Here is a 22,850-nt window from a genome sequence, read left to right on the forward strand (position 1 = left end):
ATCAATAACTAATTACCCACGGGGAATTACCAGAAAACTAATGAACCAACTAAAAGATAAGATACGATACGTAGAATCATCAGGCAAAAAACCGGCTATACTGGTTATTGGTGACCTCATGGTTGACCACTATATAACAGGCGATGCCTCACGGTTATCGCCTGAGGCTCCGGTACCAATAGTAAACGTAAAAAACGAGTCTGTTACACTTGGTGGTGCGGGCAATGTGGTACAAAACCTGGTGGCATTAGGGGCGCAGGTTACTGTGGCAGGCTTAATAGGCCACGACACTGCCGGCGAGCAAATCATCGAAATATTAGCTGCAGAAGGTGTTGAAACCCATACCATTATTAAAGATAATACCCGCCCTACCACGGTTAAAACGCGTGTTTTAGCCGGCAGTCACCAATTGGTACGGATTGACAGGGAAACTACGGAAGCCGTGTCTGACCATATTGCCGATGAGCTTATTAACACATTGAATGGTTATATTGAAAAAGCCGATATAGTGGTATTGTCCGACTATAATAAGGGATTATTTTCACCCTCATTAACCCAGAGGCTCATTATACAGGCAAACCGGCAAGGCAAAAAAGTAATAATTGACCCTAAGGGATTAAACTACGAAAAATATAAAGGAGCCTACATCATAAAGCCCAATCGTAAAGAACTGGCCGAGGCAGCTAAAACCGAAAAAATAAACTCTATAGAAAGCCTGAAACAAGCGGCCGGGATTATTTTTGAACAAACCGGAACAGAATACCTGGTAGTAACGTTATCAGAAGAAGGCATGGTAATACTAAGTGAGCTCACTCACAAATTGTTACCTGTTAAAGCCACTGAGGTTTTTGACGTAACCGGTGCGGGTGATACGGTGCTGGCATCTATTACCTTTTTTATAGCCGCGGGTTTAACTATTGAAGAGGCTTGCGAAATAGCCAACCATGCTGCCGCCATTGTAATACGCCATGTAGGCAGCGCTACTACCACTATCGCGGAAATAATAGAGGATATTGAAAAGGGATAAGCCTAAAAGTTTACTAAAACTTATAACACAAAACTTAAAACTCCAAAATGGTTTTAAACGAATTAAGGGATCATCAAAACATTATACAACTGGTAATTGATACACTTACCGGCGAAATTGAGCAAGCCTGTCAAATAATCACGTCTACTATACAAAGCGGCAACAAAGTTTTGCTTGCAGGTAACGGGGGCAGTGCCGCTGATGCACAGCATATTGCTGCTGAACTGAGCGGTAGGTTTGTTAAAGAGCGCAAAGCGTTGCCCGGTATTGCACTAACCGTTGATACATCGGCACTTACCGCTATTGCTAACGATCACGGATACGACCGTGTGTTTTCACGCCAGGTGGAGGCATTTGCACAGCCCGGCGATCTTTTTATAGGTATTTCGACCAGCGGCAACAGCCAGAGCGTATTAAATGCTTTTCAATCTGCCACTGCATTTGGGTGTAAAACGTTAGGTTTATCTGGTCGCGATGGGGGCAAAATGAATGGAATTTGTGATTTGAATATTATTATACCGTCAAATGTTACAGCCCGTATACAGGAAATGCATATATTAATAGGTCACATATTATGTAAGGCTGTTGATGAGTTATTTTAATTAAACCGATACATGAGAATCGACCTCGAAAAAATACTGACGGGTAAGATAACCGATTTGCCAACACTCAAAAGTAGGCTGCGAAGCTGGCAAAATGCGGGCGAAAAAGTTGTTTTTACCAATGGGGTTTTTGATTTGCTCCATATTGGCCACATCACTTACCTGGCAAAAGCCGCCGAACTTGGCGATAAACTTATTATCGGTTTAAATGCCGATAGCTCGGTTAAGCGTATCAAAGGCGAGAGCCGTCCGGTTAATGACCAAAACAGCCGTGCCGCACTGCTGGCTGCCCTGTTTTTTGTTGACGCAATAGTAGTTTTTGAAGAAGATACCCCGCTGAACCTGATCAGTACCTTATTGCCGGATATACTGGTAAAAGGCGCTGACTATGCTGTAGAAAATATTGTTGGCGCTAAAGAAGTAATAGCCAACGGCGGCGAGGTTAAAACAATTAACTTTGTTGAAGGCTACTCGTCAACCTCCATAATTGAAAGGATCAGGAAGCAAATTACCTGATAAGGCAAAAGATGAAGATACTGGTGATCCGCTTTAGCTCCATGGGAGATATTATTTATACTACCCCGGTTGTGCGCTGTCTCAAAAAGCAAATACCCGGTGCCGAAGTGCATTTTTTAACCAAACCGGCCTTCAAATACATTTACGATAATAACCCTTATGTTGATAAACTGCTGCTCCTAAAACCCACACTATCAGCAACTATACAGGAAATTAAAGCAGAAAACTATGATTATATCATTGATCTGCATAATAACCTGCGTACCACACTTATTAAACTACGCACAGGTATACATTCATCAACTTATAAAAAGCAAGCTGTAAAAAAATGGCTGAGCCTCAAGTTTAAATTAAAGCTCATACCCCCTGTTCATCTGGTTGACCGCTACCTTAAAACTGTTAAATTTTTAGGTGTTATAAATGATAACCAGCCAATTGATTATTATATAAAAGCAGAGCACCAGTTAAGCGAGTTGCTACCCGCATCCCATCAAAAAGGATACATAGCCTTTGTTATTGGCGCTACACATTTTACCAAACGCATGCCTAATGATAAGATCACCAGCATTTGCAGGCAGCTTAACAGGCCGGTTGTACTATTAGGAGGTAATGATGTAAAATCTAATGGAGACATCATTGCTACCGCTATTGGCCCATCTGTTTATAACGCGTGCGGTATAACATCGCTCGACGAGTCGGTTTTTCTGGTATCACAGGCTAAAAGCATCATCGGTTTTGATACCGGGCTTACCCATATTGCCGAAGCTTTTAACAAACCTATCGTATCTATATGGGGAGGCACAGTGCCCGATTTATTGGGAGTACAGCCTTACATGGTTAAGGATGTGCTGGTTACCGGCATAGAAATATCATGCCGCCCCTGCTCTAAATTTGGATTGGAGAAATGTCCGCTTGGACATTTTAAATGCATGAACGATATAGTCGACGATGATATTGTCAATTTTTCAAACAAATAAAGCTTTCCTTACTTGTTTGATTGCTGCAGGCCCACTTATTATGAATTTTTGATGAACATATTTAATTATCAGTATAATCAATAATGTTTCAATTGGGGTTTCTTTCGGTTACACTTTTTAGTATATCTCGTTTAATTTTAGGCAGACATCAGTTAAGTTCATACTGCTAATATTTAACTCTCTCCTCAAAACTCAGCGTCCTCTAATGTGTGCGGTGCATAATAAAAATGCTTAATCATACGACAAAAAACATTATCAATCAGGTAGTTACATAACCACATTTCGTTAAAACCTGATAAGGTCTTTGCAGATTAATTTATTTGCTTACTTTTGCCGCCTAAATAACCTTATTCACTTTATATGAAAAAACTATTACTTTCCCTGCTTTTGGCGGGTTCTTCGATGGCAGCTTTTGCTCAATTACCAACTTTCGGAATTAAAGGCGGTGCCAACTTTTCAACTTTACACATTTCGCTTGATGGTACCAATATCAGCGTCAATTCAGGTACATTGACCACTTTTAATGCCGGTGTTTTTGTCGACTTTAAATTTGGCAACGTTTCTTTACAACCAGCCCTGAACCTTAGCGGCAAAGGCGGAAAGTTTGGCGGCGTTTTTTCTGATACCGAGGATTCCAACATTGAACAAGGCGACGGCAGATTCAATTTAATTTATTTACAACTACCTGTAAACCTGGTGTATCATGTACCGGTTGTAGTTGGCGATATTTATTTTGGAGCCGGCCCCTATGTTGCAAAAGGTATTTCCGGAAAGGTTAAAGGTAACGACAGCGACGGAAATTCGGTAAGCGAGGACATTAAATTTGGTGATGACGGCGATATTAAATCAATGGAATATGGTGCAAATGCCATAGCCGGCATTAAATTTAAAACCGGTTTGCTTTTCAACGTTAACTATGATTTGGGCTTGTCAAATATAGCACCAAATGCAGATGGCGGTAAACTAAAAACCCGCGTTTTTGGAATTTCAGTAGGCTACGCATTTTAAGCTGATTTAAAAAAGAAGTATAAAAAAAGGAGCTTTGCTCCTTTTTTTATTTGTGCTCATAGGTAATACCTAACCAAACTTATTCCCGTTGTAATATTATCAGGTTATTTATTTATCTTACTGCAACCTAATACTTTCCACATGAAAAGACTAATACTGATCAGGCACGCTAAAGCAACACACGAAAGTGGTTATGCTGATTTTGACCGACCGCTGAAGCAATCTGGCATGCAGGATGCTCTTTTCATGGCCAATATTTTAAAGGAGCGAGCCCTCATCCCTGAAATTGTTATAACCAGTCCGGCGTTGCGTACCTTGACCACCGCACAGATATTTGCAGAACACCTGCACCTGCCACCATCAGATACTGACGAAAAAATATACGAAGCCAACGAACGTACACTGATAAATATCATTAATAACCTGCCAAACGAATATGATTTTATTGCCTTAGTTGGGCATAATCCGGGTATCAGCCAAATATTGTATTACTTAACCGGCCAAATGCGCGATGTTCCCACCTGCGCGGTTGCATTAATCAGCTTTGATAACGACGATTGGCGCTCTATCAGCAACGAAGATGGCCATTTAGCATTCTACGATTCGCCCAAGGGGTAATTTTAGAGACAGTTTTGAGTATTGAATGATAAGTTTTGAGTTTCACCTCTATCAAAGTATTGTGAGCTATTATTTATCAACACTCCTTAAACTCAGTACTTAAAACGCACCACTCAAAACACTCAACTCACCTTATAGGTTTTCCCCGGTAAGGAACGGATATATCCCTGCATTTCCATATTCAGCAGGTTCATGGCCAGCGCGCTCATCGGCATATTGGCCTTTATAGTTAAATCATCAATGGCTACAGGCAGGCTAAATTGTTCAATGGGTTTTGCGTCTCCTGTTTTCTCCCATCCTAGGCTAAAAGCGAGATCGGCCACACAGGTAAGCAATGCCGCTTTGTTGTGGCGGATCAAGAAATTACATCCCTCAGAACAATCATCACCCAGTCTGCCAGGGAACGCGAATACATCTTTATTATAGGAATTGGCAATCTCCGCAGTTATTAAAGCGCCGCCTTTTATGCCCGCCTCCACCACAACGGCAGCGTCGGCAATACCGGCAACAATACGGTTCCGCTGCGGAAAGTTCTCCCTGTCGGGCACTGTACCTGATGGATATTCGCTTAGCAGACCGCCATTTTCGAGCATCTTATCGGCCGTTACACGGTTCTGACTTGGATAAAGCCTATCAAGCCCGTGACCCAGCACCCCCACCGTAGGCATATTAAGCCTCAGGCATTCTTTATGAGCAGCAACATCAATCCCCAAGGCTAAACCGCTTACAATTAACACATTATACTGTTGCAGCTCTTCAATAAGCGCTCTGCACAGTTGTTTACCATAGTCGGTAGCGTTACGTGCACCAACGATACTGATTACGTGCGGCGGATTTAGATCCATATTACCTTTCGTGTACAACAACACAGGCGAATCGTTGCAGGTTTTTAACCTTTTTGGATACCTGCTATCGGTATAAAATATAGGCTCTATTTCTTGTTTTTCGATAAATACCAGTTCTTTTTCGGCCTTTTTCAGGGCATCGTCAAAGTCTCACTGCGAGGCCCTTTTGTCGCCTATGCCCCGTATCCTGCTCATTTTAGCAGGCGATGTTCTGAAGATTTCTTCCTCGCTACCCAAATAAGCTATGAGCGATTTAGCCGTAACCGGGCCCAAGGTTTTTATAAATGTTAACGCTATTTGATGGATTAATGAATGTTTTAGCTGTGCAGGTATAGATTTCGGCTGTATACAATAATTATGTACGGGCATCTGTAAAAATATAAAAAAACCTAAAAAAGTTAGCATTAATAAAAAACTATAAAAATAGTTTGCAAACTATAAAAATAGTTGCTACCTTTATTTAAGCCAACTACAAAAATAGTTTACTATGAATATTAAAGAATTAACCAAAGCCGAAGAACAGATAATGCAGATACTCTGGCAGTTGAAAGAGGCCATTGTAAAAGATGTTGTTGAACAAATGCCCGATCCAAAACCCGCCTATAACACTGTATCAACGGTGATAAGGGTATTGGAAAGTAAAGGGTTTATTGACCATAAAGCTTACGGTAACTCGCACGTTTATTTTCCGCTTATAAGCGATGACCAGTACAAAAAGTTCACGTTTGATAAGATGATGAAAAACTATTTCAGCAATTCCTACCAAAGCCTGGTATCGTTTATTGTTGACGAAAAGAAACTCGGCATAAAGGAACTGGACGAATTGACATCCTTAATTGATCAACTTAAAAACAAAAAACCATGAACTGGCTCCATTATCTGCTCGAAGCAAATTTGTACCTCGTGGTATTTTACGCCGGGTATCAGTTGTTTTTAAAGAACGAAACCTATTATACCCTAAACAGGGTGTACCTGCTGCTTAGTTGTATATTATCTTTTGCATTACCACTGATGCAAATAGGCATACTAAAAGCTGCTGAACAAGGTACTGGCGTTACGGCATATGTGATATCAACCGGTTTAAAACCTACGACAAATCAGGCTAATGACTTTAATCTGAGCATACAGAATATGTTTTTTTACGCCTACTTACTGGGGGTTGCAGTGCTGGCTGTCATATTGCTTTTAAAATTGTTTAAGCTAACACGCATGACCCGGACTGTCCATGAAACGATAGAGGACAAGTACAAAATTATACCTGTGGAAGATTCCAACACAGCATTTTCCTTTTTTAATTACCTGTTTATCGGTTCAAAAACTGCCGGAAGCGACATTATTATAAGGCATGAACTGGTACACATCAGGCAAAAACATACGCTTGATGTACTATTCCTGGAGTTGATTAAGATCATAAACTGGTTCAATCCCTTTGTTTACCTGCTGCAAAACAGCATTAAAACCGTGCACGAATACATTGCCGATGAGCAAACCGCAGCCTATGATTCGGATGCCCTCGCCTACTCATCCTTTTTGGTGAATAACGCGTATGGACTCAATGCCTCATCTGTAACCCATTCATTTTTCAATTATAACTTGTTAAAAAAGAGGATCATTATGTTAAACCAAAAACGTTCGGGGAATTTAGCCAGGCTAAAATACCTCGTAGCTGTGCCCATTTGTGCGGTGGCCCTTTGCGCCTCCACACTGGGTTTCAGTAAAACCTATGCGCTTATAGATCTGGCGCCACAAAAAATTTCGGACACCACAAAAGTTTGGTCAAGGAGCATCGACAATAAGAACGGTGTTAAGCTTGATGAAATAGGATCCGTAGTTAATAATAAGACAGATTTTGAAGTAACAATAACCGAGAAACAAGGCAGCAAAAAAATCTATCGCAAAAGTACAGCCTCTGCCGAAGACAAAAAACTGCTTCTGGATAAATACGGGTATGTGTTTCCGGATAAAATGGCTGTTCCAAAACCTCCTGAAAAAATAGCTAACATGCCGCCACCGCCGCCACCCGCAAACCCAGCCAAAGCGAACAAACCGCCAAAGATTAAAAAAAGCATAAAGGTAATTGATGTAGAACTTGTACCCCCCCCAGCCGCACCTGAAAAGCCAGCTGAACCTGTTAAAGAACCCGCTGAACAAAAAGCGCCGCCGCCGCCCCCCGAACCACCGTTTAAAGATATGGGCAAGTTTATTGGAAAAACCGCCAGGTATCCATCAGAGGCCAAAAGAAACAATGCCGAGGGTGCTGTTATTATTAAGTATAACCTTAATAATAACAAGCAGATCAATAACGTGCAAATGGTAAAAGGAATTGGTTATGGATGCGGCGATGATATTGTGAAAGCGCTCCCTTCATTTAAGGTGGTAGACAATGTTAAACCGGGAAATTATACATTAAAAGTAAATTATATTATTGCTACCGATAGTACAAACCCCGGGCTGCTTAAACCATCCCCAAAAGCTGTCACTGATATAACCAGCGCAGATTTAGAAGTTGTAATAGTTGGATATGCAAATGGCAAATAACTAATTATAACCAAAATAGTTACCTATGCTGAACGGCTAAAACCGCTTCGGCATTTTTCCATGTAATGCCCTCTCCTCTTTTTTAAATAAAAAATGTCATCCTGAACTTGTTTCAGGATCTCTCAGGGCATTCACCCTGCATAGTTTACAACCTGAATGTGGGATGCCGAAACAAGTTCGGCATGACGCCAGGGTAAAACCCTTTTATCCTTTCACGTATATCACCTGCTTGGTTTCAAAAAACTCCTCGGTAAAATAGTCTTTGAGGTAATACTGCTGTACTTTTAAACCCGACTCTTTGATCTCCAGCTCCAGATCGCCACCTTTGAGGTATAAGATGCCGTTTGCCAGTGCATTTTTTGATTCCTTTTTGAACTTGCCGCGCACCCAGGGATAAAAATCTTTAAGTTGTGTAACCGCGCGCGATACTACAAAATCAAATTTTTCATCTATTTGCTCGGCACGTTCATGTGTTGCTTTTACATTGGTAAGTCCTAATGCCTTGGCTACTTCCTGTACTACTTTTATTTTTTTGCCTATAGAATCAACCAAATGAAACTCAGTTTGAGGGAATAAAATAGCCAGCGGAATACCCGGAAAACCACCGCCGGTACCCACATCAAGCACATTTTCGCCGGGCAAAAACGGCATTACTTTGGCTATGCCCATTGAATGGAGTACATGGCGTTCATACAGCAGATCAATATCCTTGCGCGATATTACATTGATCTGGCTGTTCCATAAATCATATAATTGGGGCAATTGCTCAATTTGAGCATGTTGCTTTGTAGTTAAAAGTGGAAAGTATTTGTATATAATATCAGATGTCATCCCTGTTAAAACGGTTAATGATGTTGCCCAGCAAATACCTGGCTCTAAATAATTGCGCCTTAACCGTACCCAAGGGCAAATCAAGTTGCTGGGCTATTTCTTCGTATGATAATTCGTCAAAATAGCGCAGTGTAATCAGGTTACGATAACGGTGAGGCAAGCTTTCAATCAGCAATCTCAGTTCCTGTGTTTGCTGTTTTTTAATAGATGATTCCTCGGGATTTAAAACATCGGCTTTTATTTGCAGGGGCTTGTCGTCACCTTCATCATCTGTCATACCATGTATTGACATGGTATTGAGCTTTTTTTTGCGGATAAAATCTATACAATTATTAGTAGCCACCCTAAACAGCCAGGTACTAAAAGCAAAATCGGGCTGGTATTTATCTAATTTTTCAAACGCCTTGGCAAAGGTTTCAACAGTAAGGTCCATAGCATCTTCCTTATTGTTAACCATTTTTAAAACCATAAAATAAATCGAATCCTTGTACCGGTGCATTAAATCGGCATACGCTTTTTGATCGCCCTCCCGGGCCCTTAGCACAAGGTAAAAATCGTTCTTCGCGTTATCGGTAAAATTGGCATTTATTTCCATTGGGTAGTTTTTAAAAATGTACCGATCAGCCCAAAAACATTTAAATACATATAGTAAATAAGGTCAAAGAAAGGCAAATACCATATCAGATCCTTACCGTTCAATTTTTTAAATATTTTGCTGTAAATAATTAATTGTAATATTAACCTAAAAGCAAACAAACCTAATGCCAGTAACGGTTCATATTTAAAAACAAGGCATAATATAAGCAAAATATAAAAAATAAAACCGCTCATAGCGTCAAAACTGAGCATACGCCTGTGTTTATTTTTATACAGTTTGCCTACACCCATGTGCCTTTTTTTTTGCCTGTACCATGATGTTAAAGTGGTTTTGGCACTGGTATAAATAAAGGTTTCAGGGTGTATTTCAATAATAGTATTATCGGCAGTGGCGTGCTGATTTACAAACAGATCATCATCACCAGATATAACGTGCATGTGCGATGCAAAGCCTTTATTACTAAAAAATAATTTTTTGGTATAAGCCAGGTTGCGTCCAATCCCCATATACGGGTTGCCGTTAAGCGTTGCCGATAAGTAATTTATTGCCGTTTTTATGGTTTCAAAACGCACAAACGGGTTCAGGAAATTATTTGTTTTGTAATAAGGGGAATAACCTAAAACTATTTGCGCTCCGGTACTGAAGTTAGCTGCCATACGTGTTATCCAATTTACCGAGGCCGGCTTGCAATCGGCATCTGTAAACAATAAATATTCGTTTTTGGCGGCTTTTATTCCCAGGGTAAGGGCAAATTTTTTTCCTGTTTTAAAGCGGTCATGCTCTGTAATGGTTACCACTTTTAAATGGGGATATTCACGCTGCATATCCTGCAGTATCATATCCGATGAATCGTACGAGCAATCATTGATCACTATTACTTCAAAATCGGGATAATTTTGCTGTAATATAAGAGGCAGGTTTTCCGCCAAATTTTTGGCCTCATTGCGGGCGCTTATAATTACAGAAACTGGTATTAAAACCTCGGGCAATTGCTCCATTGGTTTATACCGCGTAAGGCGGCTATGGTTACTTATCAGATAATACAACTGAACCATAAAACATAGCTGAAAAAGAATAAAAAGTACGTTGTGTAGGTAAGTTTCCAAAAGATGATAATAATCAGGTAAAGTTGTTAAAAATCGCCGGGATTAACGGAGTTTGCATAAGGATTGTTGCACACATTGAAATATTTTTTTCCACACTTACAATAATCAGTTGTCGCTATAATCTCCCTAAAAATCGTACATATGCGGATAATTTTAAATTTATGCTCCCGGCAGCCACCTTTTTAATGGTTTTACAGAGCCTGGTACCTCCATAAAGGCTTCAGAGGGAGCTTTTTAAAGAATAAAAAAACACCCCCCTCTGCGCAGAGCAACAGAGAAGGCCAATAAGCGAGGCGATGTTAAAATGAATCAGGACATCATCCCAACACCTCAAAATCACTTACAGAGGCTCCTAAAGGCCCCGCTCAAATAATCTGTTATTTTTTTCGTCATTTTACTACCCAACAAACGCCACAACCAGCATCAAAACATAAAATCCGGAAAATCTCAAGCTTCTCTGCAAGAAACACCCAGTCGAATTTTGCAAGAAAAAGCTAAACCTCTCCAACAAGCGCAGCGATGCTGGGGTAAGTTTACCCGTGTTGCATCCATCTTATGGAAACTTAAATCATTTTACACCATCCATCCCTCCTTAATCGCCTCAATACCTTGCCCCTTAATCCGCTTTATTTGTTAATTTTGCAACCTCAAAATGAAATTTAATTTAACAGCACAAGACCCGCTTTCAAAAGCCCGGGCAGGTGAAATTACCACCGACCACGGTACTATACAAACCCCTATATTTATGCCTGTAGGTACGGCGGGCACCGTAAAAGCAGTGCACCAGCGCGAGCTGAAAGATGATATTGAGGCACAAATTATTTTGGGCAATACCTATCATTTATACCTGAGGCCCGGTTTAAACACGCTTGAAAGCGCGGGCGGATTGCACAAATTTAACGGTTGGGACCGCCCAATTTTAACTGATAGCGGCGGCTACCAAGTGTATTCGCTTACCGAAGTACGTAAAATTAAGGAAGAAGGCGTTACCTTTCGTTCACATATTGACGGTTCAAAACACCTGTTTACACCCGAAAATGTGATGGATATACAGCGTGTAATTGGTGCCGATATCATCATGGCTTTTGATGAATGTACCCCTTACCCATGCGATTATCAGTATGCCCGGCGATCTATTGACATGACCCACCGCTGGCTTAAACGCTGCTGCGATCGCTTTGACAGTACAGCGCCAAAATATGGTTACAGCCAAACTTTGTTCCCCATTGTACAGGGATCAGTATATAAAGATCTGCGCGAAAAATCGGCAGAAGTTATAGCTTCATACGAACGCGAAGGCAATGCCATAGGCGGGCTTTCGGTAGGCGAACCGGCCGAAGAAATGTATGCCATGACAGAAATTGTTTGTAATATATTACCGCAGCAAAAACCACGTTATTTAATGGGTGTAGGAACACCGGTAAATATATTGGAAAATATAGCCCTTGGAATTGATATGTTTGACTGCGTTATGCCAACGCGTAACGCCCGTAATGGCATGCTTTTTACAAAAAATGGCATTATTAATATTAAAAACGAAAAATGGAAGAACGATTTTTCGGCCATTGAAGATGACAGCGAACTGTTTGCCGATAAAACCTACACCAAGGCTTATTTACGCCATTTGATACACTCGGGCGAGATGCTTGGCGCGCAGATTGCCACACTGCATAACCTGCATTTTTACCTGTGGCTGGTGAAAGAGGCCCGCAAAAAGATCATAGCAGGCGAGTTTTATAACTGGAAAAATACAATGGTTAAACAACTTGGTCAACGATTATAACAGAGCATAAATTCAAATAATGACAGATAATAAATATAGCCTTTATGGTAGCTGTTTGGGTATTAAAAACCATATTATATAACTCATGAGGGCTTTTATACACCGGCATTTGAAGGTTATCGACAGGTTTATTATTAAAAAATACCTGGGCACTTTTGTGTTTACCATGGGTGTTTTTATAGTGGTATCGGTAGTGTTTGATGTGTCTGAAAAGCTGGATAACTTCCTGAATAAACACGCAACATTTCACGATATCGTGTTTCAGTATTATGCCGGTTTTATCCCCTTTTACCTGAATATGTTGTCGCCGCTGATCAACTTTTTAGCGGTAATATTATTCACGGCCAAAATGGCCAACCAAACGGAGATAGTGCCCATTTTGAGCGGAAAGGTAAGCTTCAATCGTTTTTTGCGGCCTTATTTTATAGCTTCTACCTTAATATTTATTGTATCGTTTTTTGCCAATGTATACCTGATACCATACACAAACAAGCTAAAAAACACATTTGAAAACAATAATGGCATAACAGATAATGACCCTACCAAGAGCGAGGTGCACATGCAAATTGATAAGCATACTTTTGTGTACCTTCAAAACTACGACCCAACCGTACATACTGGTTACCAGTTTATTATGGAAAAATTCAATGGTGATACGCTGCGCGAAAAATTAACAGCCCCTTCGATCACTTATGACTCTGTAAAACGGGTTTGGTCGCTCAAAAGCTACTCTGTTAAGTACGTAAACGGCTTAAAAGAAAGCTTCATTAAAGAAGTTCCATCAAAAGATACGGTACTTGATATGCACCCTACCGACTTTATTGTATATGATAATGTGTATGCGGCCATGTCATTAAGCACCTTAAACAGTAATATTGAGAAAGAAAAACTACGCAGGCCGGAAGTTTTAAACAACCTCTATTTTGAAAAATACCATCGTTTTGTGTACCCGTTATCGGCTTATGTGTTAACTGTATTGGGCGTAGCCCTATCCTCACGAAAGGTACGAGGCGGTGTTGGTTTACCCCTGGGGATAGGTATTTTGCTTTGTTTTGCATACATCATTGTCGAAAAATTCTCTATTGTTTTCTCCATAAAAGGCGGGGTACCCCCTGTTTTTACGGTGATGATAACTAACGTTCTATTTGGCCTGCTGGGCTATTATTTACTTTTAAAAGCACCAAAATAGTGACCAAAAAAATTGGTTCGGCAAGCCCGAATAAGAACCTGATCATACTCCATTTCACAGTTTTTATCTGGGGCTTTACCGGAATTTTGGGTGCACTTATCACCATTTCTGCCGTACAACTGGTGTGGTATCGCGTACTTATTGCATTTATTTCGCTGTTTTTATACTTTAAATTCAATAAAACCGACATAAAAATTGTTAAAAAAACGTTTTTTCAGATGTTTTTTACAGGTGGTTTGGTGGGTGCGCACTGGGTACTTTTCTTTGCCTCCATTAAACTTTCAACTGTTCCGGTGGCGCTTGTATGCATATCCAGCATCACTTTATTCACGGCAATTCTGGAGCCGCTGATCAATAAAGTAAAGATCTCGAAGCTCGAAATTTTGTCAGGAATATTGATCATCATTGGCATTGTATTAATTTTTAAATTTGAAACACGATACACTAAGGGTATCATTGCCGGTCTGGTTTGCGCGGTTTGCGCCAGTCTTTTTTCTATCATCAATTCAAAATTTGTAAAGAAACACGAGGCGCCAACCATCGCATTTTATGAGCTTGCCGGAGCATTTTTCTGGATCTCTTTATACCTTTTATTTACCCATGGATATACCAGCGCATTATTTTTAAATAGCCATGACCTGGTATATTTGATACTACTCGGCACTGTTTGCACATCACTTGCATACGTTGCCGGGGTATCGGTTATGCGCGAACTTTCAGCCTTCAAGGTAGCTCTGGTCACCAACCTCGAACCGGTTTATGGCATCCTGATGTCGTTTATTTTCTTTGGCGACATGAACAAAATGACAACCGGGTTTTGGATAGGCGCGGTTATTATCCTGTCAACAATCTTTCTTTTTCCGGTAGCCCAAAAGCAAATCATCAAGCGTAAAAGCCGGGCATAAGCCAGCTCATTTTCTTTCCACTTCCTGGATTTCCTCGCCATATACTTGCATTGCATTGTCGTTATAATGCCAACAACGAAAGCAAAGTAACCCTACTAATTGCCATATTTTACTTCCCAAAACCTCCGGTAGGGGATAAAATCACCCTTGCATTTTTAGGCATTTTTAAGCCCTGTGCGGCATTTATATTTTTCGGCATCTTCTGCACCGTTTAAACGCTTTCGTATCAACAGTGGCAAAATTCTTTTTTTAGTTAGTGTTCCGATGTGAAAAATTTGTGAAATAACCACAACGGATCATTTTAAAATTTTAACACAAAAAATATCAAATGAAAAATTTAAAAATAGCATAAGTATAAAAATCATATAAATTTAATAATCAAACATTTGCAATAATTATAAAAAGTAAAAATTTAACAAAATGCATCTAACTTAAATTACAAAAAACTAAAAATATTAGCATAAGAAATAAAACGATTTAAATTTCGATTTAAAAAATTGTTAATGAAATAGTTAAATTAACTTATTTAACTAATAGATACACATATATCATAACTACTGAATTTCTTTCCATAGTGTTTTCAACACCGAAAACGAGAATGAAAATAAAACGCACAGACATCCCCTACTGCATACAAAAAATAAAAACAGAAGAAATTTTCAGGATTCTCAGCGAAGCAGATTGGCTTGTTTTACGGGTCTGAAAAACCATTGGATTAGCACCCGGGGAGCAGAGCAAAAAAAACGACGGGGCATCGTAAAATCAAGCAAGCAAAATTCATGATGGCAACTAACAAACCATTTCCCGTTTTTAAATTTCAGAATGTGAAAAAGTGAACCAGATTTTCACCCCTTAAAAAATCACGACTATTTTACCGGTGGCAAACCATGAGTGCAGTCATATCCATTTTGTCATCCGGAATAGTCACCTCTTTTTGGATCTTCCGCTGCCACATTAAAAATCATTTTTAATAAACATTTAAAAACTGCATATTGTATTAACTGTTAAATCAAATCATCATGAGCATTAAAACAATCGTAATTGTAGTGGTCACTATTTTGCTGACCGCCGCATTAGCACAAAACACCGACAAGGTTCCATTCGCTTTTTTATTCGCGAACTTTTATGTTTCAAAACTCACGATGATGGCAGTTGTGGCGGCGGTCGCATTTATTTTAGGCATTATGGTTGGTCGACCTAAAAAAGCAAAATTTGATATCGAGGGCTATCATGACAACATTCGCAAAAAAGAAGACCCCAATACACTAAGCGACGAAGACAAGGATTATATCAGTTAAACATCTATCAACTATTATGGACAAAAGGATTGGATTTATAGGTCTCGGCAACATGGGCATTAACATGGCCAAAAACCTCATCAGCGAAGGCTATCACTTACAGGTTTACAACCGTACCCTCTCAAAAGCCGATGAACTTGATGCGGCACACATCACCAAATGCAATACCCCTGCCGATGCCGCTGAAGGGGTACACATTGTGATCACCATGCTGGCAGATGATGAGATACTGAAAGAAATTACACTAGGAAATGAAGGCATACTCGAAAAATTACCCGAACACGCCCTGCATATTTCCATGAGCACTATCTCGCCCGAAACTTCAGAACAGCTGGCAACACTGCATGAAGAAGCAGGCAGTCATTACCTGGCTGCGCCTGTATTTGGCCGGCCCGAAGCTGCCGAGGCCCGCAAACTATGGGTATGCGTTTCTGGCGACCAACACGCAAAGGATACCGCCAAACCAGTACTTGATTGTCTGGGTCAGGGCATAATTGATTTTGGCGACACAGTTGGCGGGGCTAACGTGGTAAAAGTTGCGGGCAATTTCATGATCATGGCTTCTATGGAAATGATGGCGGAGGCTTATACCCTTGCCGAGAAGAACGGGCTTGACCGTACGCAGGTAGCTGCCTTTTTTGGATCTACATTATTCAACGCTCCCATTTTTCAGAATTATGGCAAAGCCATAGCCGGCAAGCAGTATCAACCCGTAGGTTTCAAGTCGAAATTAGGCTATAAGGACGCGCGTCTTGCATTTAAACTATCACAAGCAAGTGAAACACCCATGCCGCTCGTGAACGCCTTACACGGCCGCTTATTAACCGCCGTTGCAAAAGGCCGTGGCGATACCGATTGGGTAGAAGGCATAGGTCGGGGCGTTAGTGAAGATGCCGGGGTCTAATCCTCATCAGGATTTCGGATTAATCAAATCCGAAATCCTGAATTAAATATCATAAAATACCTGATTGTCTTCTGCCAGGTGCTGCAGATCGGGTATTTGTTCAAATATGCCAAATACAGAAGCTCCGCTCCCGCTCATACTGGCATAAATCGCTCCCGCTTCATACAGCGCTGCCTTTACGCCCCGTATTTCCACATGATTTTTAAACACCGATGTTTCAAAATCATTTTTGATGTATTTTTTCCATTCGGTAATTGGTTCGGCTATCAGGTCAAGTAAAGAGTCCTTAACCGGCGTAGGCTTAATCCCGCCAAAAGCTTCGGAGGTTGATATGTGCACATCGGGCATCACCAGGGCAATTTTATATTTTGACAGGTCGAGTTTAATGGGTTCAAACTCATCGCCCCTTTCAAAGGCAAACACAGGTTTACTCTCAATAAAGAAAGCACAGTCTGCTCCGAGGTTCCGGGCATAATCTGTCATTTTTTCAACCGATAAACCCAGCTTAAACAACTGGTCTATGAGCTTAATAAAAAAGGCCGCATCGGCAGATCCCCCGCCCAGTCCCGCGCCTATTGGGATATTTTTGTGCAGGTGAATACTTACGGGCGGCAGATCATAATCTTTTTTAAGCAGGTGATACCCCTTAATGCAAAGATTATCTTCCATCCTCCCCGGAATATCTAATCCTGATGAAGTAAAACTTAATTCACTACTCTCAACTACTTCGAGGGCATCGTTAATGTTGATAGGGTAAAAAATGGTTTCCAGATTATGATAACCGTCGGGCCGTCGTTCTGTAATGTTAAGACCAATGTTTATTTTTGCATTTGGAAAAAGGATCATAAAAAAGACTAACACCGCTTGTATTTTTACACATCTGTTAGGATACCAAAATTAGATTATTTTTCTTTGTCCTGAAATTGTTCATTGGTTCACCGGTTCATTAGTTCATTAAGTTCTTCAAAATTTAATTAACCTAATTCAACCATTCACCCAATCAACAAGCCACTTAATCAACAAAAAAATAAAATGAAACAGTATCTCGATTTGATGAGGCATGTATTGGAAACCGGCGCGCAAAAGCACGACAGAACCGGTACCGGTACGGTAAGTGTGTTTGGCTACCAGATGCGTTTCAACCTTAAAGATGGTTTCCCGATGGTGACCACCAAAAAGCTGCACCTTAAATCCATCATCCACGAGCTAATATGGTTTTTGAGTGGTGACAGCAACGTTCGCTATCTGCAGGAAAACGGCGTGCGCATCTGGGATGAGTGGGCTGATGCCGAAGGGAACCTTGGGCCGGTATATGGTGTTCAGTGGCGTTCATGGCCAAGTCCTGATGGCGGACATATTGACCAGATAGCCCAGGTGGTTAACCAGATTAAAAATAATCCCGACTCGCGCCGCATGATCGTATCGGCCTGGAACGTGGCCGAAGTAAACCAGATGGCGCTGCCACCCTGCCACAGTTTGTTCCAGTTTTATGTAGAGCCGCCTAACCCCCTAAAGGGGGAATTGAGGGGTAAATTGTCTTGTCAACTATACCAGCGCAGTGCCGATATATTTTTGGGCGTACCATTCAACATTGCATCATACGCGCTACTTACCATGATGATGGCCCAGGTATGCGATCTGGACTATGGCGACTTTATCCACACTTTTGGAGATGCCCATTTGTATAATAACCATATGGATCAGGCACGCCTGCAATTGAGCCGCGAACCACGTCCGCTGCCTACTATGAAGATTAATCCCGAAGTAAAAGATATTTTCTCGTTTAAGTTTGAAGATTTCACTTTGGAAAACTATGATCCATGGTCACACATTAAAGCAGCCGTGGCGGTGTAATGTGGTTCATTGGCGTTATCATTTAAAAAATTGTAAATTTGAGCATGACATCGGTTCAAATAAAAAATGAAATACAAAAGGTGCTTGACCAGGTACCCGAAACTGTGTTACAAGATATTTTAGATTTTGTAAAAGAACTTCAAACTCAAACGCCTGAGCAAATCAAACTCACTAATAATTTACGAAAAATATTATTGGAGGATAAAAGCTTGTTACAAAGGCTCGCTCAATGATCGATTTAAAGACAACGCTGATAATACACAATATTTTAATTGAAAATTTGGAGATATTAAAGGCATAAGAGATCAGGGTGGATTAGAAACCGCTATAGCCAGACCTGATGCTATCTTTGATGGCCAGGACTTATATCCTCAGGCAATTGATAAAGCGGCTGCCATTTTTGAAAGTATCATAATCAATCATCCTTTTCTTGATGGAAATAAAAGAACAGCTTATACACTGTTGCGTTTAACACTTATTGAATTTGAAATTGATATTATTGCAACTGAAGACGAAAAATACAATATAACAATAGCCGCAAGTAAAGGCGAACTAAATTTTGATGGTATTAAATTGTGGTTAGTTGAAAAAACAGCTCCAATAAATATAAAACCAACTGACAATTGAACCAATGACAACATCCATCGTAGTGGCCATAGCTAAAAACCATGCTATTGGTAAAGACAATAAATTACTCTGGTATCTGCCCAATGACCTGAAGCATTTTAAAGATGTTACTACAGGACATACCGTAATCATGGGTCGTAAAACTTATGATTCTGTAGGCAAGCCGTTGCCTAAACGCCGGAATATTATCATCACCCGGCAGGCCATCAGTATCGAGGGCTGCGAGGTGGTTAACTCTCTCGAGGCGGCTCTGGCACTTTGTGCAAACGAAGATGAAGTATTTGTTGTGGGTGGTGCCGAAATTTACCGGCAGGCTATTCCTCTGACTGATCGGATTTATCTGACGGTTATTGACCAGGATTTTGATGGCGATACCTTTTTCCCGGAATTAAATACCGAAGACTGGAAGGAAACGGAGCGTGAAAACTTTGAACCAGATGAAAAAAATAAGTACAGGTACGCCTTCATCACGCTTGAGCGACGGTAACATTTTTTGTCATTAAATTGTTTTAATTTAAAATTTCATGCTTGCGAAATTTTATTAGATTTGCCGTCTTATTTAAAAGAGCTTATAAACTAATTAATTACATATTATAATTCAATGCAAGGTAAAGGGGTTATTAAATTTTTCGCCATTCTATTAGCTGTAGTATGCTTATACCAGCTTTCATTTACATGGGTGGCGCGCAAAGTTGAAAGTGATGCCAAAGTATATTCGAAGGGTGACACTGAGAGAGAAAAAGCGTATCTGGATTCTATGTCAACACAACCGGTATATCCGTTGTTAAAACACAACTATCAATACGTAAAACAAAGAGAACTTGCATTGGGCCTCGACCTTAAAGGTGGTATGAACGTTACCATGCAAATTTCGCTTAACGAGCTGGTGAGGAAAATTGCCAACAACAATCCTGATGTTACTTTTAACCAGGCTTTGGAAAATGCCGACAAGTTACAGGCAGATGCCAAAACCACTCAAAAGGATTTCATCTCGTTATTTGTCAGCGAATATGAAAAGCTAAATCCAAACGGAAAGCTTGCAGCTATTTTCTCTACAAGGGACAACCAGGATCACCTGAAATTCAACGCCTCAAACAGCGAAGTTGAATCTTATTTGAAAGATCAAGCTAATACCGCGGTGAAACAATCATACACTGTTTTAAACACCCGTATCAATCAGTTTGGTGTTACCCAGCCTAACATTCAGTTAGAGCAAAGCTCAAACCGTATTTTGGTTGAGTTGCCTGGGGTTAAAGAACCGGAGCGTGTTCGTAAATTATTACAAGGTTCGGCAAAGCTGGAGTTTTATGAAACTTTTGACAATACTGAAGCTTACCAGTACCTGATCAATATTGACAATTTATTAGCAGCTAAAAACAAAACTGCTAAAACCGATTCTTCAAAAACTGCTGCTGCTACCGCAGCGACAACTACTGCAAAAACAGATACAGCAGCAAAAGCCGGTTCATTGTTAAGCAAAGTTCAGAAGAACGCAGCAAAAGACACATCTGCATTAGCTAACAAAACACAGCTTGCAGCATCGCACCCGTTATTTGCCCTGATGTCTCCAAACATCGGTCAGGATCAAAGTGGTCAGCAGCAATTAGGTCAGGGCCCTGTAGTGGGTTATGCACCGCTGAGAGACACTGCTAAAATTAACTCATACCTACACAGTGCGGATGTTATGGCGGTAATACCCCGTAACCTGAAATTCCTTTGGGAAGTAAAGCCAATTAAGAACAACAAGGATAAAGCATTTGCATTATACGCCATTAAACTAAGTGGAGCCGATAACGGCCCTGTACTATCAGGCGATGTGATTAATGACGCCAGCAAAGATGTTGATCAAAAAGGCAGTCCTGAGGTGCGCATGGTTATGAACTCGCAGGGAGCCGAAAAATGGCGCACCATCACTGCCGAGGCATCATCAGGTACTAACAAGAAAGCTATCGCTATCGTCCTTGACGACAATGTGTACTCTGCCCCAACTGTTCAAAACGAAATTTCGGGTGGTGTATCATCTATTTCAGGAAACTTTACTATTGAAGATACACAGGATTTGGCCAACGTATTAAAAGCCGGTCGTTTACCTGCACCTGCTCACATCATATCAGAAGCAGTAGTAGGTCCGTCACTAGGTCAGGAAGCTATTAATGCTGGTGTAACCTCAAGCATATTAGGTTTGGTTGTAGTATTGATATTCATGATAGCTTATTACAATCGCGCGGGTACTGTAGCGGTGGTAGCGGTAATCATCAACATATTCTTCCTGATGGGTGTATTAACCAGCTTAGGCGCGGTATTAACCTTGCCAGGTATTGCCGGTATCGTATTAACCCTGGGTATTGCGGTTGATGCCAACGTACTGGTTTATGAACGCGTTCGTGAAGAGCTTGCGCTTGGTAAATCATTAAGAATAGCTGTTGCTGATGGTTTTAAACACGCCCTGCCATCTATCCTCGATTCACAGATCAGTACTTTCTTAACCGGTTTAATCCTGTTCATTTTTGGTTCAGGTCCTATTCAGGGTTTTGCAACAACATTAATGATCGGTATCATCACCTCATTATTCTGCTCATTACTGATATCAAGGGTTATATTTGAGTGGATGCTTGACAAAGGTTGGGATATCAAATTCTCAAACCCATGGAGCTCACACACCTTTAAAAATGCAGCTTTCAAATTTGTAAAAAACCGTTTCAAGTTCTATATTTTCTCTGGCTTGTTTATAACTGCCGGTTTAATCTCTATTGTTACCCGCGGCTTTAGCTACGGTGTTGACTTTGAAGGTGGCCGTAACTATATCATCACCTTCCCGAATAAAGGTGTAACTACTGAGGTTATACACGATGCTGTTGATGCAACATTAGGTCGCAGTACCGAGGTTAAAACATTTGGTGCCGATAAGATCAGCATCACTACCAACCTGTTGATCAGGGATAACAATGCAGCTACAGATGCCAAAGTGAAGAACACACTGATCCAGGCTTTAAATAGCAAGGAAGCTACCCGTATTACTGATAAGGATATAGTAGGTTTCTCGAAAGTAAGTGCTACCGTGGCCGATGAGTTAAAAACATCAGCTATATATACCGTATTGTTCGCCATATTTGTTATCTCGGCTTACATTCTGATCCGCTTCCGTAAATGGCAGTTCAGCTTGGGAGCGATGGTGGCTACCGCGCATGATGCGTTACTGGTATTATCGTTCTTTTCTTTATTCAGAGGTATACTACCATTCTCACTGGATATTGACCAGGCGTTCATTGCAGCGATATTAACGGTTATTGGTTACTCTATTAACGATACCGTGGTAGTGTTCGACAGGATCCGCGAGTTCCTGGAACTGCACCATGCTAAAACCGATAACCCGGAAGAAGTTATTAACCAGGCTATCAACAGCACATTAAGCCGTACCATTATTACCGCCTTAACGGTAATATTCGTATTAATCGTGTTGTTTGTATTTGGTGGTGACGTGATTAAAGGGTTCTCGTTTGCGTTGTTGATTGGCGTGATCTTCGGAACATACTCATCTATCTGCGTGGCTACGCCGGTTATTGTTGACTTTGGTAAAAAAGACCTGAGATAATAAATTAATTGAATTTATTTACAAGGCCCCAA

The 22,850-nt window shown here is 40.6% G+C and carries 23 protein-coding genes; 17 read left to right on the plus strand and 6 right to left on the minus strand.

All coding sequences use genetic code 11. The features are described from left to right. The first annotated feature begins 40 nt into the window (after window positions 1-40). The 6 genes from rfaE1 (at window position 41) to SNE25_RS24750 (ending at window position 4,748) form a co-directional block, all read left to right on the plus strand. Window positions 41-1,027: a D-glycero-beta-D-manno-heptose-7-phosphate kinase gene (gene rfaE1 / locus SNE25_RS24725; RefSeq protein ID WP_321561695.1), complete on the plus strand. Its 987-nt coding sequence runs from the start codon at window positions 41-43 to the stop codon at window positions 1,025-1,027. A 47-nt stretch (window positions 1,028-1,074) separates the two neighbouring features. After that, window positions 1,075-1,629 carry a D-sedoheptulose 7-phosphate isomerase gene (locus tag SNE25_RS24730; RefSeq protein WP_321561696.1) on the plus strand — a complete coding sequence of 185 codons (555 nt, stop codon included), beginning with the start codon at window positions 1,075-1,077 and terminating at the stop codon, window positions 1,627-1,629. A 12-nt stretch (window positions 1,630-1,641) separates the two neighbouring features. Then, on the plus strand, window positions 1,642-2,145 hold the full coding sequence (gene rfaE2 / locus SNE25_RS24735; RefSeq protein WP_321561697.1) for a D-glycero-beta-D-manno-heptose 1-phosphate adenylyltransferase: 504 nt from the start codon (window positions 1,642-1,644) through the stop codon (window positions 2,143-2,145). A gap of 11 nt (window positions 2,146-2,156) precedes the next feature. After that, window positions 2,157-3,122, plus strand: coding sequence for a glycosyltransferase family 9 protein (locus SNE25_RS24740; RefSeq protein ID WP_321561698.1), 966 nt, complete (start codon window positions 2,157-2,159; stop codon window positions 3,120-3,122). Between the two features lie 360 nt (window positions 3,123-3,482). Continuing rightward, window positions 3,483-4,130, plus strand: a complete 648-nt coding sequence (locus SNE25_RS24745; RefSeq protein ID WP_321561699.1) for a porin family protein — start codon at window positions 3,483-3,485, stop codon at window positions 4,128-4,130. A gap of 141 nt (window positions 4,131-4,271) precedes the next feature. Then, entirely contained in the window at window positions 4,272-4,748 is a 477-nt protein-coding gene (locus SNE25_RS24750; RefSeq protein ID WP_321561700.1) for a SixA phosphatase family protein, read from the plus strand. 122 nt (window positions 4,749-4,870) lie between these two features. Here the strand turns inward: SNE25_RS24750 and dprA are convergent, their stop codons facing one another. Beyond that, window positions 4,871-5,728, minus strand: coding sequence for a DNA-processing protein DprA (gene dprA, locus SNE25_RS24755; RefSeq protein WP_321566245.1), 858 nt, complete (start codon window positions 5,726-5,728; stop codon window positions 4,871-4,873). A gap of 15 nt (window positions 5,729-5,743) precedes the next feature. After that, window positions 5,744-5,962 carry a helix-hairpin-helix domain-containing protein gene (locus tag SNE25_RS24760; RefSeq protein WP_321561701.1) on the minus strand — a complete coding sequence of 73 codons (219 nt, stop codon included), beginning with the start codon at window positions 5,960-5,962 and terminating at the stop codon, window positions 5,744-5,746. A 118-nt stretch (window positions 5,963-6,080) separates the two neighbouring features. Between SNE25_RS24760 and SNE25_RS24765 the strand changes: the two genes are divergently transcribed. Both SNE25_RS24765 and SNE25_RS24770 read left to right on the plus strand, forming a co-directional pair. Beyond that, a complete protein-coding gene (locus SNE25_RS24765) occupies window positions 6,081-6,458 on the plus strand; it encodes a BlaI/MecI/CopY family transcriptional regulator (RefSeq protein WP_321561702.1) in 378 nt (125 codons plus the stop codon). After that, entirely contained in the window at window positions 6,455-8,131 is a 1,677-nt protein-coding gene (locus SNE25_RS24770; protein WP_321561703.1) for a M56 family metallopeptidase, read from the plus strand. The genes SNE25_RS24765 and SNE25_RS24770 overlap by 4 nt, the downstream gene beginning before the upstream one ends. 204 nt (window positions 8,132-8,335) lie before the next feature. Here the strand turns inward: SNE25_RS24770 and rsmG are convergent, their stop codons facing one another. Genes rsmG through SNE25_RS24785 form a run of 3 tightly spaced genes read right to left on the minus strand, consistent with a single transcriptional unit; the run spans window position 8,336 to window position 10,666 of the window. After that, the gene (gene rsmG, locus SNE25_RS24775) at window positions 8,336-8,962 is read right to left on the minus strand and encodes a 16S rRNA (guanine(527)-N(7))-methyltransferase RsmG (protein WP_321561704.1); all 627 of its coding nucleotides are present in this window, start codon (window positions 8,960-8,962) and stop codon (window positions 8,336-8,338) included. After that, the gene (locus SNE25_RS24780) at window positions 8,952-9,557 is read right to left on the minus strand and encodes an RNA polymerase sigma factor (protein WP_321561705.1); all 606 of its coding nucleotides are present in this window, start codon (window positions 9,555-9,557) and stop codon (window positions 8,952-8,954) included. The genes rsmG and SNE25_RS24780 overlap by 11 nt, the downstream gene beginning before the upstream one ends. Then, on the minus strand, window positions 9,548-10,666 hold the full coding sequence (locus SNE25_RS24785; protein WP_321561706.1) for a glycosyltransferase: 1,119 nt from the start codon (window positions 10,664-10,666) through the stop codon (window positions 9,548-9,550). Before SNE25_RS24785 ends, SNE25_RS24780 begins: the two co-directional genes overlap by 10 nt. 652 nt (window positions 10,667-11,318) lie before the next feature. On the opposite strand from SNE25_RS24785, the gene tgt reads away from it, so the two are divergent. The 5 genes from tgt to SNE25_RS24810 all read left to right on the plus strand — a co-directional run bounded on the left by tgt (window position 11,319) and on the right by SNE25_RS24810 (window position 16,745). Next, entirely contained in the window at window positions 11,319-12,449 is a 1,131-nt protein-coding gene (tgt, locus tag SNE25_RS24790; RefSeq protein ID WP_321561707.1) for a tRNA guanosine(34) transglycosylase Tgt, read from the plus strand. Between the two features lie 85 nt (window positions 12,450-12,534). Continuing rightward, window positions 12,535-13,638, plus strand: a complete 1,104-nt coding sequence (locus SNE25_RS24795) for an LptF/LptG family permease (protein WP_321561708.1) — start codon at window positions 12,535-12,537, stop codon at window positions 13,636-13,638. Further along, window positions 13,638-14,543, plus strand: coding sequence for a DMT family transporter (locus SNE25_RS24800; protein ID WP_321561709.1), 906 nt, complete (start codon window positions 13,638-13,640; stop codon window positions 14,541-14,543). The genes SNE25_RS24795 and SNE25_RS24800 overlap by 1 nt, the downstream gene beginning before the upstream one ends. Before the next feature lie 1,019 nt (window positions 14,544-15,562). Further along, entirely contained in the window at window positions 15,563-15,841 is a 279-nt protein-coding gene (locus SNE25_RS24805; protein WP_321561710.1) for a LapA family protein, read from the plus strand. Window positions 15,842-15,854: 13 nt separating this feature from the next. Then, window positions 15,855-16,745 carry an NAD(P)-dependent oxidoreductase gene (locus SNE25_RS24810; protein ID WP_321566246.1) on the plus strand — a complete coding sequence of 297 codons (891 nt, stop codon included), beginning with the start codon at window positions 15,855-15,857 and terminating at the stop codon, window positions 16,743-16,745. A gap of 42 nt (window positions 16,746-16,787) precedes the next feature. On the opposite strand, the gene ispE is transcribed toward SNE25_RS24810, so the two are convergent. After that, complete coding sequence (ispE, locus tag SNE25_RS24815; RefSeq protein ID WP_321561711.1) at window positions 16,788-17,591, minus strand: 4-(cytidine 5'-diphospho)-2-C-methyl-D-erythritol kinase; 804 nt, start codon at window positions 17,589-17,591, stop codon at window positions 16,788-16,790. Between the two features lie 186 nt (window positions 17,592-17,777). Here ispE and SNE25_RS24820 point away from each other — a divergent pair, with 186 nt between their 5' ends. From SNE25_RS24820 to secDF, 4 genes are all read left to right on the plus strand, one after another. Then, window positions 17,778-18,599 (plus strand): thymidylate synthase, encoded by an 822-nt coding sequence (locus SNE25_RS24820; protein WP_321561712.1) that lies wholly within the window; start codon window positions 17,778-17,780, stop codon window positions 18,597-18,599. A 297-nt stretch (window positions 18,600-18,896) separates the two neighbouring features. After that, window positions 18,897-19,226 carry a type II toxin-antitoxin system death-on-curing family toxin gene (locus SNE25_RS24825; RefSeq protein ID WP_321566247.1) on the plus strand — a complete coding sequence of 110 codons (330 nt, stop codon included), beginning with the start codon at window positions 18,897-18,899 and terminating at the stop codon, window positions 19,224-19,226. A 4-nt stretch (window positions 19,227-19,230) separates the two neighbouring features. Next, entirely contained in the window at window positions 19,231-19,713 is a 483-nt protein-coding gene (locus tag SNE25_RS24830; protein WP_321561713.1) for a dihydrofolate reductase, read from the plus strand. A gap of 114 nt (window positions 19,714-19,827) precedes the next feature. Then, on the plus strand, window positions 19,828-22,818 hold the full coding sequence (secDF, locus tag SNE25_RS24835; RefSeq protein WP_321561714.1) for a protein translocase subunit SecDF: 2,991 nt from the start codon (window positions 19,828-19,830) through the stop codon (window positions 22,816-22,818). Window positions 22,819-22,850 lie beyond the last annotated feature (32 nt).

The sequence above is a fragment of the Mucilaginibacter sabulilitoris genome, from assembly GCF_034262375.1.
Taxonomy (GTDB): domain Bacteria; phylum Bacteroidota; class Bacteroidia; order Sphingobacteriales; family Sphingobacteriaceae; genus Mucilaginibacter; species Mucilaginibacter sabulilitoris.